General features: G+C 70.1%; 15 protein-coding genes. 7 read left to right on the plus strand and 8 right to left on the minus strand.

The window, feature by feature from the left end; genetic code table 11:
* Positions 1-119 precede the first annotated feature (119 nt).
* Positions 120-1040, plus strand: a complete 921-nt coding sequence (locus ACAM57_RS24855; protein WP_369659328.1) for a LysR substrate-binding domain-containing protein — start codon at positions 120-122, stop codon at positions 1038-1040.
* Positions 1037-2032 (plus strand): Bug family tripartite tricarboxylate transporter substrate binding protein, encoded by a 996-nt coding sequence (locus ACAM57_RS24860; protein ID WP_369659329.1) that lies wholly within the window; start codon positions 1037-1039, stop codon positions 2030-2032. The genes ACAM57_RS24855 and ACAM57_RS24860 overlap by 4 nt, the downstream gene beginning before the upstream one ends.
* Before the next feature lie 10 nt (positions 2033-2042).
* Here the strand turns inward: ACAM57_RS24860 and ACAM57_RS24865 are convergent, their stop codons facing one another.
* Entirely contained in the window at positions 2043-2615 is a 573-nt protein-coding gene (locus ACAM57_RS24865) for a putative glycolipid-binding domain-containing protein (protein ID WP_369659330.1), read from the minus strand.
* Positions 2616-2753: 138 nt separating this feature from the next.
* Here ACAM57_RS24865 and dinB point away from each other — a divergent pair, with 138 nt between their 5' ends.
* Both dinB and ACAM57_RS24875 read left to right on the plus strand, forming a co-directional pair.
* A complete protein-coding gene (gene dinB, locus ACAM57_RS24870) occupies positions 2754-4001 on the plus strand; it encodes a DNA polymerase IV (protein WP_126023224.1) in 1248 nt (415 codons plus the stop codon).
* Positions 4002-4008: 7 nt separating this feature from the next.
* Positions 4009-4704 (plus strand): TIGR02117 family protein, encoded by a 696-nt coding sequence (locus tag ACAM57_RS24875; RefSeq protein WP_369659331.1) that lies wholly within the window; start codon positions 4009-4011, stop codon positions 4702-4704.
* Positions 4705-4707: 3 nt separating this feature from the next.
* On the opposite strand, the gene ACAM57_RS24880 is transcribed toward ACAM57_RS24875, so the two are convergent.
* Positions 4708-5253 carry a hypothetical protein gene (locus ACAM57_RS24880; RefSeq protein WP_369659332.1) on the minus strand — a complete coding sequence of 182 codons (546 nt, stop codon included), beginning with the start codon at positions 5251-5253 and terminating at the stop codon, positions 4708-4710.
* A 2-nt stretch (positions 5254-5255) separates the two neighbouring features.
* Positions 5256-6314 carry a purine nucleoside permease gene (locus tag ACAM57_RS24885; RefSeq protein WP_369659333.1) on the minus strand — a complete coding sequence of 353 codons (1059 nt, stop codon included), beginning with the start codon at positions 6312-6314 and terminating at the stop codon, positions 5256-5258.
* A 149-nt stretch (positions 6315-6463) separates the two neighbouring features.
* Between ACAM57_RS24885 and ACAM57_RS24890 the strand changes: the two genes are divergently transcribed.
* Positions 6464-7702, plus strand: a complete 1239-nt coding sequence (locus ACAM57_RS24890; protein WP_369659334.1) for a DNA topoisomerase IB — start codon at positions 6464-6466, stop codon at positions 7700-7702.
* On the opposite strand, the gene ACAM57_RS24895 is transcribed toward ACAM57_RS24890, so the two are convergent.
* Positions 7645-8325, minus strand: a complete 681-nt coding sequence (locus tag ACAM57_RS24895) for a hypothetical protein (RefSeq protein ID WP_126023220.1) — start codon at positions 8323-8325, stop codon at positions 7645-7647. The two genes, ACAM57_RS24890 and ACAM57_RS24895, sit on opposite strands and share 58 nt — an antisense overlap.
* A 191-nt stretch (positions 8326-8516) precedes the next feature.
* Positions 8517-8696, minus strand: a complete 180-nt coding sequence (locus tag ACAM57_RS24900; RefSeq protein ID WP_126023219.1) for a DUF3606 domain-containing protein — start codon at positions 8694-8696, stop codon at positions 8517-8519.
* Between the two features lie 191 nt (positions 8697-8887).
* Here ACAM57_RS24900 and ACAM57_RS24905 point away from each other — a divergent pair, with 191 nt between their 5' ends.
* Positions 8888-9304, plus strand: coding sequence for a nuclear transport factor 2 family protein (locus ACAM57_RS24905; protein ID WP_126023218.1), 417 nt, complete (start codon positions 8888-8890; stop codon positions 9302-9304).
* Positions 9305-9309: 5 nt separating this feature from the next.
* Here the strand turns inward: ACAM57_RS24905 and ACAM57_RS24910 are convergent, their stop codons facing one another.
* From ACAM57_RS24910 to ACAM57_RS24920, 3 genes are read right to left on the minus strand one after another with little or no spacing between them, the layout of a single operon-like run.
* Positions 9310-10812: a class I adenylate-forming enzyme family protein gene (locus tag ACAM57_RS24910; protein WP_369659335.1), complete on the minus strand. Its 1503-nt coding sequence runs from the start codon at positions 10810-10812 to the stop codon at positions 9310-9312.
* A gap of 2 nt (positions 10813-10814) precedes the next feature.
* Positions 10815-11801, minus strand: a complete 987-nt coding sequence (locus tag ACAM57_RS24915; RefSeq protein WP_369659336.1) for a Bug family tripartite tricarboxylate transporter substrate binding protein — start codon at positions 11799-11801, stop codon at positions 10815-10817.
* Between the two features lie 42 nt (positions 11802-11843).
* Positions 11844-14171, minus strand: coding sequence for an acyl-CoA dehydrogenase (locus tag ACAM57_RS24920; protein ID WP_369659337.1), 2328 nt, complete (start codon positions 14169-14171; stop codon positions 11844-11846).
* A gap of 106 nt (positions 14172-14277) precedes the next feature.
* Here ACAM57_RS24920 and ACAM57_RS24925 point away from each other — a divergent pair, with 106 nt between their 5' ends.
* Positions 14278-15063, plus strand: a complete 786-nt coding sequence (locus ACAM57_RS24925; RefSeq protein WP_369659338.1) for a citryl-CoA lyase — start codon at positions 14278-14280, stop codon at positions 15061-15063.
* Position 15064 lies beyond the last annotated feature (1 nt).

Consider the following 15064-nt stretch of genomic DNA (forward strand, 5'->3'; position numbering starts at 1 on the left):
ACTTGTCTCCGGCATGCGGTCTCGTTGGACCGCTTGTTCTTGAATGGGCGGCCGGAAGATAGATTCGGGGTGACTTAGGGTCAAATAAAATAACAAGGCACTTTTCATACAAAAAACATATGGACATACGGGCACTGCGCTACTTCGCCGCCGTTGCCGAGACCGGCCACATGACGCGCGCGGCCGAGCAGCTGGGCATCCAGCAGCCGCCTTTGAGCCTGCAGATCAAGGCGCTCGAACGCGAGCTGGGCGTGCTGCTGTTCCGGCGCCATCCGCGCGGCGTGGCGCTCACCGACGCGGGCCGGCTGTTCCAGGCCGAGGCGCTGCGCATGCTTCAGGACATGGAATCGATGAAGCAGCGCATGACCCGCGTGGCCAAGGGCCAGGCCGGCACGCTCGCGGTGGGCTTCACCAGCTCGGCGGCGGCGCACCGTTTCATGCCCGAGGCGCTGCGCGAGTTCCGCCGCGCCTACCCCGACGTGGAGCTGCAGCTGCGCGAGGACAACGCCGCCGAGCTCACCGAGGCGCTGGCCGCCGGCCGCCTGCACTGCGGCCTGCTGCGCGTGCCGGTCGCGCGGCCCGAGGGGCTGATGTTCGAGACGCTGCTGCGCGAGCCGGTGCTGGTGGCCATGCCCAGCGACCATCGCCTTGCCCTCGGCCGCGACAAGGACTCGCGCCCGCTGCCGCTCGCGAAGCTCTGCGAGGAAGGCATCATCCTCGTGCGGCGCCCGGGCGCGCCCGGCCTGTACGCCGACCTGCTCGCGCTGTGCCACGCCAAGGGGCTGCGCCCGCGCGTGGTGGCCGAAGTCGATCGAATGATGACCAACCTCAATCTCGTGGCCGCGGGTGTCGGCCTCTCGGTGGTGCCGGCGTCGATGCATGGCGTGCACGCGCACGCCATCGCCTACACGCGCCTCGCCGACGGCGGGCAGCTCGACGCGCCGCTCACGCTGGTCTCGCGCGCCGAGGAAGACAATCTGCCCGCGCTGAATTTCGCGGCGCTGCTGCGCAGGCTGGCGCAGGAGAACCCCGGCTCATGATCCGGCTTCGCCGTCGCCACCTGCTGCAGCACGCCAGCGCCCTGCTCGCGGCGGCGTGCGCATTGCCGCGCGTGCCGCACGCGGCGCCGGCACAGTGGCCGAACCGTCCGGTGCGCCTGATCGTGGTCTATCCGCCCGGCGGCGTGAGCGACGGAATGGCGCGCGCGCTGGCCGAGCCGCTCGCACGTTCGCTCGGCGTGCCGGTGCTCATCGAGAACCGCCCCGGCGCGGGCGGCAGCCTCGGCATGGACGCACTCGCCCGCTCCACGCCCGACGGCAGCACGCTGGCCTTCTCGGCCATCAGCCCGCTCACGCTGCACCCTCTGCTCGCGCGCGTTCCCTACGACCCGATGCGCGCCTTCGTGCCCGTGGCCAGCGTCATGCGCACACCGGTGCTGGTGGTGGGCACGCCCGCCTTCACCGGCCGCGGTTTCGGCGAGCTGATCGCGCAGGCGCGCAGGCAGCCGGGCGAAGTGCGATGGGCGACGTCGGGCGTGGCCACCATCGGCCACCTGGTGCTGGCGCAGGTGCGCGCGCAAAGCGGTGCCGACATCACGCACATTCCCTACCAGGGCGGCGGTCCGCAGCTCAACGATGCGCTCAGCGGCCAGTTCGAGGTGCTCTCCACCAACGTCGCCGCGCAGCAGCTGCAGTACATCGAAGGTGGCCGATTCCAGGCGCTGGCCGTGGGCGCGCCTGCGCGCATCGAGGCACTGCCCACGGTGCCCACGCTCGCGGAGCTGGGCTTCGGGAAGGCCAACCGCGACTCGCTCTTCGGCATCTTCGCGCCCGCGCGCACACCACCAGCTGTGGTGCAGATGCTCAATGCGGAGATCAACCGCGTACTCGAAAGCGACGCGGTGCGCGCACGGCTGCGAGTGGCCTACAACCTGCCGGCGGGTGGCGGCAGCGAGGTTTTCGCGCACGAGATCGCGCTGGACCGGCGGCGCAATCGGGAGCTTGTGACGGGGGATCGGGCGCAATTCGACTGAGTCTTCCGACTCAGCCCTCGGCCACCCAGAGCCGGGGGTAGTCGCTGACGAAGCTGTCGGCCGTCACGCTCAGCGTGGCCGCGTAATCGAAGCGCTTCGCCTCGTACGCATACTCGGTCTCGCCGCGACGCTCGTAACGCTGCATCAGCTCACTGAGCCCGCCACCGCCATCGATATCGAGCCATGCGGCAGGCGCATCCGCGCCCTCGCCCTTCACAAGGCCCAGGCGGCGCAGCTGCAGCAGGTTGGTGGCGGGCGTGAAACCCAGGTCGAGGTCGATGCAGTGCGACAGGTCGGGCACGGCCTCGTCGTTGAGCTTCCAGTGGCCGCGCGGGTCGCGGGCGATGGAGAGGTCGACCGCCGAGTCGCCGAGCCATCCGCGCACCGTGCCCCACTGGGTGTGCCACAGCAGGTCGCAGCGCACACGGTAGTGCAGCTGGCCGATGCGGCCGTCTTCCAGGCGGAACACCGCCGCACCGTCGAGTTGCCAGGCCGAGGCATTGCGTTCGAGGCGGCAGGCATCGTGACCCGGTACGTCGAGCCTGCGCCAGAGGATGGAGGCGACCGTTTGCATGGCGCGCATGATGGCACCGGCATGCGGCAGCGCGCAAGCAATGACCCGCCGCCCCGAAAAAAGTCGGCCTGGCACGCTGCTGGGCGTGCGCGTCGGCGAATCGCCCCGCACACGCAAGCAGCGCCCAGCCGCGAGACAATTGTTTCCGTGAGCTCCCAGACCCCCTCGGCACCGAAGATCCGCCGCATCGCGCACCTCGACATGGACGCTTTCTACGCGTCCGTCGAGCTGCTGCGCTATCCGCAGCTCAAGGGCAAGGCGGTGGTGATCGGCGGCGGCCGCAGGCGCGTGGACGAGGCCATCCGCAACCTGCCCGAAGGCGGCACGCTGGCCGACATTCCGGTGGAGGCCTTTCCGCTGCTGAAGGACTACACCGGCCGCGGCGTGATCACCACCGCCACCTACCCGGCGCGGCAGTTCGGCGTGGGCTCGGCGATGGGGCTCATGAAGGCGGCCAAGCTGTGCCCGCAGGCGATCATCCTGCCGGTGGACTTCGACGAATACCGCCGCTATTCGCGCACCTTCAAGAAGATCATCCTGGAGGTCGCGCCGCTCATGGAAGACCGGGGCGTGGACGAGGTCTACATCGACTTCACCGACGTGCCCGGCGGCCAGCGCGAGGGCGGGCGCTCGCTGGCGCGGCTGCTGCAGAAGGCCATCTTCGACGCCACCGGGCTCACCTGCTCCATCGGCGTGGCGCCCAACAAGCTCATCGCCAAGATGGCGAGCGAGTTCAACAAGCCCAACGGCATCTCTGTCGTCTACGAGGACGACCTGGAAAAGCTCATCTGGCCCCTGCCCTGCCGCAAGGTGAACGGCATCGGCCCCAAGGCCGACGAGAAGCTCAAGCGCTTCGGTATCGAGACCGTGGGCCAGCTCGCGGCGCGCGACCGCGACTGGCTCGTCGCCAACTTCGGCAAGGCCACCGGCGCGTGGATGCACGAGGTGTCATGGGGCCGCGACAGCCGCCCGGTGGTGACCGAGAGCGAGCCCGTGTCGATGAGCCGCGAGACCACCTTCGACCGCGACCTGCACGCGGTGCGCGACCGCGCCGAGCTGGGCGCGATCTTCACGCAGCTGTGCGAGCAACTGGCCGCCGACCTGCAGCGCAAGGGCTACGTGGGCAAGACCATCGGCATCAAGCTGCGCTACGACGACTTCAGGATCGCCACGCGCGACCAGACCATCGACCGCTTCACCGACGACGCGAAGACCATTCGCCAGACCGGCGGCCTGTGCCTGAAACGCGTGCCGCTGGAGCGCCCGCTGCGGCTGCTGGGCGTGCGCGTGGGCGCGCTGGCAAAGGCCGGCAGCCCCGAGGCGCTGGCGCCCGCCGGCTCCGGCGCGCACCGCGCGGCGGCCGAACCGGTGGCGACCACCGCTTCGCTTTTCTGAGTACGCGATGGTCCGACGCTGGCTGCGCCGCATCGCCTTCACGCTGCTGGGCTTCATTGCGTTGGTGGGCCTGTACGTGGCGACGGCCTGCGCGCTGGTATTCTGGCCCGCCAACCCCGGTCCGCCGGAGAGCGCCAGCGCCGAAGTGCAGGCCTGGGTGCTGAGCAACGGCGTGCATACCGACTACGTGTTCCCTGTGCGTTCCGCCACCATCGACTGGCCTCAGCTGTTTCCGCTTTCGGACTTCAAGGCGCCACCGCTCGACGCGGAGTTCATCGCCATCGGCTGGGGCGACCGCGAGTTCTACCTGAACACGCCCACCTGGGCCGACCTGACCGCATCGCGCGCGCTCGGCGCCCTGGCCGGAGGCAACCGCGCACTGCTTCATGTGAGCTACCTGCGGCGCAGCCAGCTCGGGCAAGGCGCCTTCGCGCTGCCGCTCACGCAGGCCCAGTACGCGCAGCTCGCCGCCTACGTGCGCGGCGCCCTGCCATCGGGCAAGGCCGCGCCCATCGCAGGCGCGCACTACGACGACCAGGACGCCTTCTACGAGGCCGAAGGCGGCTACAACCTCTTCGAGACCTGCAACACCTGGACCGGCCGCGGCCTGCGAGGCTCAGGCGTCACCGTGAGCCGCTGGACGCCGTTCGACTTCACGGTGACGTGGCACCTGAAGCCGGCGCCGCCCGGCGCGATCCGGTAGAAGTCAGTAGAGGTGTGGCTCCTCGTCGATCACGCGCACCGGCGGCGTGCTCGCGAAGACGTCGAGCGCATGCGTGCGGTCCACGCACATGAGGTTGGTCACGCGCTTCTCCCAGGCCCAGTGATCCCATCCGTTGGTGCGCCGGTGCGTCACCACGCGCAGCCACTGGCCGGGCCGCAGTACACCCAGCGGTTGCGGCTGACCTGTGTGCCGCACCCCGCCGGCGTGCCACCAGCCGATGGCCATGCCGCCCGGCTGCGCGTGCCATTCATACCCCTGCTCGCGCAGCTGCTGCGCGTTCCATGACTTCCAGGCGGCCGGCGCGACGGGCTGGTTCTCGAACGCCCCGCCGTCGGAACGCAACGAGATCTCCTGCCACAGCATGCCGCCCGCAACGGGTAGCTGCAGCAGCTGCGCCTCGAGCCCGGTGAGAGGCAGGCGCATCGGCGCCTGTCCGCGCCGCCTGCCGTGCTCCGCATCGCGCCCAGCCTTCGTCCAGAGGCAGCGGATGCTCTGCACGGCCAGCCACATGGCGGGATCGCCCGTCACGCTCAGGGCTTCGGCACCCCGCCCGACCACTTCGTCCAGTTTGCGACGATGTGGTCGACCACGCGCGAGCCCACCAGCTCGATGTTCTCCACCGTCTCGGCGAAGCCGCCTGCCGTCTCGCCCGGAGCCGGGTCGAGGTGCTGCAGCGTGGTTTCCTTCGGGTTGCCCTGGTCGAAGTTGACGGCGCCGCGCAGGCTCATCACGCGGTCGGTGCCGTGGGTGCGCTTGATGACGAGGGTGATGGCTGCGGCTTCCATCTCGGTGATGACGTAGTCGTCGGCGCCGTAGAGCTTGGCGATGTACTGCGCCTGCTTCGACATGCCGGGGCCGTGGAAGAAGGTGTCGCCGGTCATGTGGGTGCCGGTGCCGACGAAGGGGGCGCGGCGCGCGGCCGCGTCGGGGTAGCGCAGGCGGTACTTGCGGGCCGATTCGGAGTCCTTCAGGGGCGTGTCGGCCGAGAGCTTCATGGCCCAGCCCACGAGGTCGGGGTTGAGCCTGAAGCGGCGGTATTCCTCATAGCCCTTGCGCGGCATGAAGGTGGGCTCGCCGGGCTTGTTCTCCTCGGGTGCCCAGCGGTGGCCGAGGTCGTAGTCGACCAGCCAGGTGGCCCAGCTCACCTCGCCGATGGTGCCGCGCGAGGGCGGCGTGCCGGCCACGCCGGAGATGACGTAGTAGCTCTGCGAGAAGTCGAACTGCGGGTTCAGCAGGATGGCCTGCATCGACGAAGACGAATTCACCTTGCCCATGCCCAGCACCGAGCCGCACACGCCGTCGGCGTTGCAGTACACGGGCTGCAGCGCGCCGGGCACGGCGATGGGTTTGGCGTCCTTCCAGTAGCGCTCGTACCAGTGCTGGAACTCGCCGGCGCGGTCGCCGGTGTTCTTGCCGATCTCGAACATGGCGGCGACGAAGACCTTGACCTTCACTGGCGCGGCCGGAGCCTGCGCCGCGGCGGTCGTGGTGGAAGTGCTGGGCGTGGAAGCACAGGCCGTGAAGAGCAGCGCCGCGGCGGGCACGGCCAGCCAGCGGGCGGCGAAAAGAGAAGACTTGGACGAACTCATTCTGAACCCCGGTGAGAGAGGAAAACTGCGGACAAGACGGAAGGACTGGAGCCGCAAGCGCCCGGCGCACCGCCGGCGCCTGCGGCGTCCTACACCCGGCGATTGTCGGTGCTGGCAAAAGCTCGGTGTACCGCCACCACGCAAGCCCCATGCCGGCCTCATCCTCTTCTTCGCCATCGAATCCCAAGCCTGCGTCGAAGCCGACGCCCATCGCCAACGGCCTGGTCTACGTGAACCCCGACATGCCCGGCATCCGCCGCCTGAAGCACGGCGACCGCTTCCGCTACCGCGACGCCCGCGGCAGGTGGGTGCGCGATACGGACGAACTCTCGCGCATCCGGATGCTGGCCATTCCGCCGGCCTACACCCAGGTGTGGATCTGCCCCCTGCCCAACGGCCACCTGCAGGCCACCGGCATCGACGCGCGGGGACGCAAACAGTACCGCTACCACGCCGACTGGCGTTCGATGCAGGACGAGACCAAGTTCGAACGGCTCGAAGCCTTCGCGCTCGCGCTGCCGGGCATCCGCGCCCGCGTGGCGCGCGACCTGCGGCTGCCCCCGGGCCGCAAGGCGCCCGGCCGCGCGCAGGTGCTCGCGGCGCTGGTGCGCCTGCTCGACACCACGCTGCTGCGCGTGGGCAACGAGGAATACGCGAGCAGCAACGGCTCCTTCGGACTCACCACGCTGCGCACCCGGCACGCGGCGGTGAAGGGGCAGGCTCTCAGGCTGCGCTTTCGCGGCAAGAGCGGCATGATGCATGAGGCCCAGCTGGACGATCCGCGCGTGGCGAAGGTGGTGCGGCAATGCCAGCAACTGCCTGGGCAGGCGCTCTTCCAGTACGTCGACGCCGGCGACGAAGGCAACGGCGAAGAAGGAGAACTGCGCGGCGTCTCCTCCACCGACGTGAACGACTACCTGGCCGAGGCCGCCGGCGGCGAGCGCTTCACCGCGAAGGACTTCCGCACCTGGCACGGCACGGTGCAGGCACTGGAACTCACCCGACTGGCCTGCGAGCCCGGCCGTACCGCCGCCGACGGCAGCCGCTACAGCGCCAGGGACATCCTGGGCGCCGTGGCCAAGCAGCTGGGCAACACGCCCGCCGTGTGCAAGAAGGCCTACGTGCACCCGGCGGTGCTGGCCCTGGGCAGTGCCCTGTCGGACGGCGACGAGGCCACCGCCGCGCTGTTCGAGAAGATCGGCGGTAGCAACAAGGCGAGGCCCTCGCGCGGGCTCTACGTGGCGGAGCGCCGGCTGTTGTCGTTCCTGAAGGCGCACCGGCGCGAGCAACGGCGCACCGCCGCAGCCGCCGGAAGAAAGAGCGGGAAAACTCAGGTCCGCGTGGCGAGCACCAGGCGCACGCTGGCGGCATCGAGCGCCACCGCATAGCCCAGGTCTTCCGCGAGGTTCTGCAGCGCCACGGCATCGATGGCCAGCGCGCGCGGCGCGCGGTGCGCGTCGAGCACGGCCTCTGTGGCACCCGGCTCGCGCGGCAGCGCCGTGAGCCGCAGCGCATTGGCGCCATCGGCCTCGATGCGGATGGTGCCCGCCTCGTCCGCGCCGTCATGCAGGTAGCCCATCGCGCCAAGGAACAGGTAGCGCAGGGCCGCCGCGGCGGGCCAGCGGTGCTCGTCGTCCGAAGGGGTCAGCGACTCGTCGGTTTCGAGCGCCACGCCGTGCAGGTCGAAGGCCGAGCGCATCAGCGTCACGCACTGGGACACCAGCGCGCTGCGGGTGATGCCGTCGTCGACGGTGGCCAGCTCCCAGTCGCGCAGCGAGCGGATCGCCTCCACCAGTTCGGAGACCTGGTTGTCGATCAGCCCCACCCGCTCCTCGCAGGCCGCGGCGTCGACGGTGGGGGCGCCGATCTGCCGCTTGAGCATCAGCAGCGCCATGCGGATCACCGAGACCGGGGCTGCCATGTCGTGCCGCAGGGCCGGCAGTGCGCGGGTGAGAAGTTCGTGGCGCACGCCGGCGGCAATCCAGCTGCGCGCACTTGGTGAGGATTTCATCGCGCAGCCGCCACGGGATTCGGGTTCAACATCGGCAGGATCAAGAGCAGCTTGCCTCCAGAAACGATCTGGTAACAAGTATGAAGTACACGCCCGCCCACAGGTGTAGGAGGGTGCCTACCGTGATTGCGCCCCTCACAGGGCGGCCATTGGCTGCAGCCGCGCCTTTTCGCGGAGTTCAGGGCTCGGGCTCAGGGCTTGCCGAGGTAGGCGCGCACGTCCTTCACCTCGACGCCCGCCGCCGCGATGGCCGAGCGCAGCTGTGCCTCGGTCACGCCCAGCGTCTGGGTCCAGTAGCGCACCTCGTGCGCCTCGTTCACGTTGATGCGGGCGGCATCCTGCGGTCCGCGCTTGGTCAGGTCATCGGCCATGGTGTGTTTCCTGTGTTTGCTTTGCAGAAGGCTTCACCTTGAGACGCCCGCGCGGCTCCTTCTGGCGGACGGCGGCGCACCCGCTTGCAGGAAAAATCCGAGGCGGCCCGGTTGGAGATGTCCGGAAGCGGCGCGCCGCCGCCCGTGCCTGCCCTTAGCTTCGGGCCACACCAACTGCCGCTGCGCACGAAATGACACCCGAACAGAACAAGCAAGCTGTCGCCGACGCATGGAAAGCCTTCGCGAGCCGCGACCGGCAGCGCATCGAGGCCGTCTTCACCGAAGACGCCGAATGGCTCGCGCCCCGGGGCAACGCGACCGCGGTGGCGCTCGGCGTGCCCGACCACATGATCGGACCCGCCGCCATCGCGCGCTTCCTGGCCGAGGACTTTCCGAGGCTCTTCGTCGCCGACGTGGCCGTGAGCTTCTCGCACCTCTGGTGCGATGGCGACACCGTGATCCTCGAGGAGCGCATGCAGGCCACGCTGGCCGGCGGCAAGCCCTACGACAACGACTACTGCTTCGTCTTCGAGCTGCGCGAAGGCCGCATCGCCCGCATGCGCGAGTACATGGACACGCGCAAGGGGCACGCGGCGATCTTCGGCTGAGCGGGTCAGCCGGCGGCCGGCACGCAGCGCGCCCGCAGCTCTCGCTTGAGCAGCTTGCCGTTGGCCGTGGTCGGCATCGCGTCGATCAGCTCGATGCGCGCCGGCCGCTTGTAGGGCGAGAGGTTTTCGGCCAGGTGCGCGCGCAGCGCCGCCTCGTCGAGCGCCGCGCCCGGCTTCGGCTCGATGAAGGCGACCACCTGCTCGTTGCCGTCGGCCTCGGGCACGCCGATCACCGCGCACAGGTGCACGCCCTCGAAGCGGCCGATGACCGCCTCGATCTCCGCCGGGTACACGTTGAAGCCCGATCGGATGATCATTTCCTTCAGCCGCCCGACCACGAAGAGCGCGCCGTCCTCGCCGAAGCGCCCCAGGTCGCCGGTGGCGTACCAGCCGCCGGGGCGCATCACCTGCGCGGTGGCGGCCGCGTCGCGGAAGTAGCCGAGCATCAGGCCCGGGCCGCGCAGCCAGATCTCGCCGGTGTCGCCCTGGGCCACGTCGTTGCCTTCGGGGCCGACGATGCGCGCCTCGCCGCCTTCCACCGCATGCCCGGCGGAGGTATCGCTGCGCGGAGCCTCGGTGCGCGTGAGAAACACCGAGCCCGCGTACTCCGACAGCCCGTAGCCGTAGTGCAGCGGCTGCCCGAAGAGCCGCTCCACGCGCTGCTTGAGCGCAGGATCGAGCGGCGCCGAGCCTGTGTAGACATAGCGCAGGTGTGGAAAGCGCGGCACCGCATGCTCGGCCTCGATGTGCGCGAGCAGCCGCGCATACATCGTCGGCGGGCCGAGCAGGTTCGACACCTGCTCCTGCGCCAGCGCCTGCAGCACGTCGGCCGGCGAGAAGCTGCCGCGCAGCACCAGCGACGCGCCCCCGGTGAGCGCGGCCATCAGCACCGTGCCGATGCCGAAGATGTGCGTCATCGGCAGGAAGGCGTAGACGCGGTCGCGCCCGTCCAGCGCGCGAATCCGCGCCGACACGCGCCCGAAGTGCAGCAGGCCGCGGTGCGACACCATCACGCCCTTGGGCGTGCCCGAGGTGCCGGAGGTGAAGATGATGGCGGCCGTGTCGGCCAGCGCCGGGTCGGGTTCGGTGCGCGCGTCTTCGCGGGTGGCCGAGCGCATCACGCCCTCCAGCGAAGTCTGCCTCGCACCGGCGCCGTGCGCGTGCCTTGCGGCGGCTTCGGATGCGACGGTCGTGTAGCAGCACAGCCGCGCATCGGCACGCTCGGCGATGGCCGCGATCTCGCCCGGCGACATGCGCGCATTCACGCCGCACGACCACGCGCCCACGCGGCTGCAGGCCATGATGAGCGCGATGTGCGCGGCGCAGTTCTCCGCCACCAGCAGCACGCGGTCGGTCGACCGCACGCCGGCGTCCAGCAGCTCCTGCGTGGCGGCGTCGGCCATGGACTGCAGCTGCGCATAGGTCGTCGTGCCGCCGGGCTCATGGAGAAACACTGCGTCGGGCGTGCGCGCCGCGCGCTCTTCGAGCAGATGGTGGATTCTCTGCATGCTCACTCGGCCTCGATGCCCTTGGACGCCGTCGCCCACAGCTGCCGGTCGGCCTTGCCCTTGGTCGCCAGCACCTCGGGCGCGCCCGACCAGACGTCGTAGCCCTGCTCGCGCAGACGGTTCGCGATGTCCTCGCGCGCCAGCATCCTGCGCGCGGCGGCGTTCATGCGCACGACCAGCGCCGGCTCCATGCGCGCCGGCCCGTACAAGCCGAACCAGCCGCCCACGTCGTAGCCGGCCACGCCCGACTCGACCATCGTCGGCACCTCCGGCAGCATGCGGTTGCGCTGGCGCGAGGTGACGGCCAGCGCGCGCACCTTGCCCGACTGGATGAAGGGCTTGGAGGTCGCGATGATGTCGAACATCATGGTCACGGTGCCTGCCATCACATCGGCGAGTGCCGGTGCGCTGCCCTTGTAGGGCACGTGCGTGAGCTGTACGCCGGCCATCTTCTCCAGCAGCGCGCCGCTCAGGTGATTGGAGGCGCCCACGCCCGCCGAACCGTAGAACACCTTGCCCGGCCGCGCCTTCGCATAGGCCAGCAGCTCGGCCACGCTGCGCACCGGCACATCGTTGTTGATGACCAGCACGTTGGTGTAGTCCACCAGCGGTGCGATGGGCGCGAGGTCCTTCATCGGGTCGAAGGCCATGTGGCGCTGCACGTTGGGGTTAATGGTGATGGTCGGACTCGCGCCGAAGAAGAGCGTGGCGCCATCGGGCGCGGCCTTGGCCACCGCGTCGCCGCCCAGCGAGCCGCTGGCGCCGGGGCGGTTGTCCACGATCACCTGCGTGCCCAGCTCTTGGCTCAGCGCGGGCGCCAGCAGGCGTGCCGCGCCGTCCACCGGGCCGCCGGCCGAATAGCCGACCACCAGCTTGACGAGCGATGGCAATGGCTGCTGCGCGAACACGCGCGAAGGCAATGCGGCCAGCGCCGCGCTGCCCGCCAGCGCTGACACGATGTGGCGGCGCGAGAGGTCGATGGAAGTCATGAGCGTTGTCTCCTTTTGTGTATTTCTTCGGCGCCGCGTCGCTCAGGCGGGCAGGTCGAGCACCTGCCGCGCGAGGATGTTGCGCTGTATCTCGTTGGTGCCGCCGTAGATCATTGCGGCGGTGGAGCCGATGAGCGGCGAGAGCACGTTGAAGGTCTGGCCGTCGAGCACCTGGTCGCCGGCCACGGCGCCTTGCTCCTCCGCGGCCTCGACCAGCAAGGCACCGATGCGGTGGTAGGTCTCGCTCGCCCAGATCTTCAGCAGCGACACCGAAGCCGGCAGCGGCCTGCCCGCACGCACGATGTTCGCGAAGCCTGTGTAGGCGGCCGAGAGATCGAGCACGTCGAGCCGCAATGCCGCAAAGCGCTGCGCGAACACCGGGTCGGCGAACAGCCGCCGCGCCTGCGCCAGCCGCGCAAGCTGCCCCAGCGCGTACTGCGACTGCTTGGGGCTGCCGAGAAAGATGCGCTCGAAACCCAGCAGCGCCTTCGCGATCGTCCATCCGCCATGCAGCTTGCCCACGAGGTTTTCGGCCGGCACGCGCACGTTGTCGAAGAACACCTCGCAGAACTCCGGCTCGCCCGCCAGCGTGTGGATCGGACGGATGGTGATGCCCGGCGTACGCAGGTCGCACAGCAGGAAGCTGATGCCTTCCTGCTTGCGCGCGTCCTTGTCGGTGCGCACCAGCATGAAGATGTGGTTGGCGTCCTGCGCGAGCGTGGTCCAGATCTTCTGGCCGTTGACCACGAAATGCTCGCCCTGCGCGTCGCGCGCCGGCATGGCCTCGGTGCGCAGTCCCGCGAGGTCGGAGCCGGCGTTGGGCTCCGAATAGCCCTGGCACCACACATGCTCGCCGCTGAGGATGCGCGGCAGGAAGCGCTGCTGCTGTTCAGGCGTGCCGTGCTGGATCAGCAGAGGCCCGATCATCACGATGCCCTGGTCGGGCGCGCGCGCGACGCCGTACTGCTCCAGTTCCTCGATCCACGCGATGAGCTTGTCCGCAGGCAGGCCCATGCCGCCGTGCGACCGAGGCCATGCGGGCGCGATCCATCCCTGGGCCGAGAGCGTGAGATACCACTCGCGCATCTCGCTCCAGCGTGCGCGGTGCGAGAGGTAGCGCAGCTGCTGCGGATAGCGCTGCTGCAGGAAGGCGCGCACCATGCGGCGGAAGTCGGTCTCGGGCATCGAAGACCAGTCGGCGGTGCGCGGGAACTCGCCGCTCCACTCGGCCACGCCCGGCGCGACCTCTGCATCGCCCGACAGCACGGCATGCCGGCGCTGATGCGCGCTCGCGTTGCCCAGCCATGCCGAGAGGCACAGCACGCGCTTGTAGAACAGGCTCAGGTCGCACTCCTGCGTGTAGCCGATGGCGCCATGCAGCTGCACCGAGGCGCGCGAAGCCTGCAGCGCGGCGGCGATGCAGCGCGCGTTGGCACGGCTGGCCTCGGCCTCCAGCCGCTGCGCCGGCAGGCCCTGCGCGGCCAGCCCGAGCACCTCGTCCAGCGTGGCCTTCGCCACTTCGAGGTGGATGAACATGTCGACGCAGCGATGCTGCAGCGCCTGGAAGCTGCCGATGGGCTTGCCGAACTGCGAGCGCGCGCGCAGGTAGGCCAGAGTCTGCGCGAGCATGGCCTGCCCCGCGCCCAGCAGCTCGGCCGACTGCAATATCTGGCCCGCCGCAAGCGCATGGCGCAGCGCCTCCTGCGCGGCCGGCCCCTCGGCCAGCACCGCACCGGCCGGCAGCGCGACCTGCTCGAAGCGCAGGTTCGAGGCCTGGCTGCCGTCGATCAGCGGCACGGGTGTTTCGCTGACGCCGGCGGTTCCGCGCGGCACCCACAGCAGCACGGCGTCGTCCTCGCCACGCGCGGACACCAGCCAGCCGCTGGCGGCCGCGCCGGGCAGCACCATGAGCTTCTCGCCCTGCAGCAGCACGCCGCCTTCGGGGCCGGGCCGGGCTTCGCAGCCGCAGGCCAGCGGCACGGCGCTGAGGTCGCCCGCGCTCTCCTGCCAGGCCAGCGCGGGCAGGCTGCGGCCCGCGACCAGCTCGGCGAGCAGCGCATCCGCGGCAGGCGTGCCCAGCCGGGCCAGAAGCAGCGCGCCGAGGCCGGCCACGGCCAGCAATGGCTCGGGCGCGGCATGCTCGCCCGCCGCGCGGAAAATCTCGGCCGCGCCGTCGAGCCCCAGCGCGAGGCCCCCGGCCGATTCGGGCGCCAGCATGCCGGGCCACCCGAGCGCGGCAACGTCCTGCCAGCCCTCGGCCTCGTCGCCGTCCGGGTGCTCGATGCGCCCGCGCCGCCGCTGGAGGGCGCGGCTGCGGTTGAAGTAGTCGAGCGCCGATTCGCGCACCGCCGAAAGTGATTCAAGGTCCATCGCCGCAGCGTGCCCCAAGACTTCGCCAGGCGGCATTTGCATTTGCCGAAGGGAGGGTTTCGCAATCAGAGAGCCGCCTCGCGCGTACGCGGGCTAGATTCGCTCCATGACCACCAAGATCAAGAAATCCCTGCACACGGAACTGGGCCACAGCACACCCGACAGGATCACCGTGCGCGGACGCGACCTGCCCTCGGAGATCCTCGGCCACCTCAACCTGGGCGACATGGCCTTCCTCGAATTGACCGGGCGCATTCCCACGCCGCAGGAGTCGGTGACCTTCAACGCCATCGTCGTCACGCTGGTGGAGCACGGCGTCACGCCCAGCGCGCTGGCCGCGCGCCTCACCTACGCAGGCGCGCCCGAGGCGCTGCAGGCGGCCGTGGCGGCGGGCCTGTGCGGGCTGGGCACGGTGTTCGTCGGCAGCACCGAGGGCGCCGCGAAGATGCTCTACGAGGCCATCCCCTTTGGCGAGAAGCCGACCCGCCCGCTGGCCCACATGGCGAAGGACATCGTGGCCGACCACCGCGCGCGCAAGCTGATCGTGCCGGGGCTGGGCCACCCGCTGCACAAGCCCGTCGACCCGCGCACGCCGCGGCTCTTCCAGATCGCGGCGGAGAACGGGCTTTCCACGCACTACGTCGCGCTGATGCAGGCCGTGCAGGAGGAAGCCGAGCGCGTCTCGGGCAAGTCGCTGCCGATCAACGCGACCGGTGCCATCGGCGCCATCGCGGCCGAGTTTGGCTTTCCCTGGAAGATCATCCGCGGGTTCGGCGTGATGGCGCGCGCTATCGGGCTGGTGGGCCACATCCTGGAGGAGATCGACGACCCGATGGCCATCGAGATCTGGCAGCGCGTGGAAAAAGAGGCGGGCGGCCCCCGCCAGGATTGAG

The organism is Variovorax sp. V15 (genome assembly GCF_041154425.1).
GTDB classification, from domain to species: Bacteria; Pseudomonadota; Gammaproteobacteria; order Burkholderiales; family Burkholderiaceae_C; genus Variovorax; species Variovorax guangxiensis.

What these genes read in the sequence shown, in the direction of transcription:
- ACAM57_RS24895 (WP_126023220.1), bottom strand. Translation starts at nt 8,325, where the DNA reads ATGAAATCCTCACCAAGTGCGCGCAGCTGGATTGCCGCCGGCGTGCGC.
- ACAM57_RS24905 (WP_126023218.1), top strand. Translation starts at nt 8,888, where the DNA reads ATGACACCCGAACAGAACAAGCAAGCTGTCGCCGACGCATGGAAAGCC.
- ACAM57_RS24920 (WP_369659337.1), bottom strand. Translation starts at nt 14,171, where the DNA reads ATGGACCTTGAATCACTTTCGGCGGTGCGCGAATCGGCGCTCGACTAC.
- ACAM57_RS24910 (WP_369659335.1), bottom strand. Translation starts at nt 10,812, where the DNA reads ATGCAGAGAATCCACCATCTGCTCGAAGAGCGCGCGGCGCGCACGCCC.
- ACAM57_RS24925 (WP_369659338.1), top strand. Translation starts at nt 14,278, where the DNA reads ATGACCACCAAGATCAAGAAATCCCTGCACACGGAACTGGGCCACAGC.
- ACAM57_RS24915 (WP_369659336.1), bottom strand. Translation starts at nt 11,801, where the DNA reads ATGACTTCCATCGACCTCTCGCGCCGCCACATCGTGTCAGCGCTGGCG.
- ACAM57_RS24890 (WP_369659334.1), top strand. Translation starts at nt 6,464, where the DNA reads ATGCCGGCCTCATCCTCTTCTTCGCCATCGAATCCCAAGCCTGCGTCG.
- ACAM57_RS24860 (WP_369659329.1), top strand. Translation starts at nt 1,037, where the DNA reads ATGATCCGGCTTCGCCGTCGCCACCTGCTGCAGCACGCCAGCGCCCTG.
- ACAM57_RS24855 (WP_369659328.1), top strand. Translation starts at nt 120, where the DNA reads ATGGACATACGGGCACTGCGCTACTTCGCCGCCGTTGCCGAGACCGGC.
- ACAM57_RS24885 (WP_369659333.1), bottom strand. Translation starts at nt 6,314, where the DNA reads ATGAGTTCGTCCAAGTCTTCTCTTTTCGCCGCCCGCTGGCTGGCCGTG.
- ACAM57_RS24865 (WP_369659330.1), bottom strand. Translation starts at nt 2,615, where the DNA reads ATGCGCGCCATGCAAACGGTCGCCTCCATCCTCTGGCGCAGGCTCGAC.
- ACAM57_RS24875 (WP_369659331.1), top strand. Translation starts at nt 4,009, where the DNA reads ATGGTCCGACGCTGGCTGCGCCGCATCGCCTTCACGCTGCTGGGCTTC.
- ACAM57_RS24900 (WP_126023219.1), bottom strand. Translation starts at nt 8,696, where the DNA reads ATGGCCGATGACCTGACCAAGCGCGGACCGCAGGATGCCGCCCGCATC.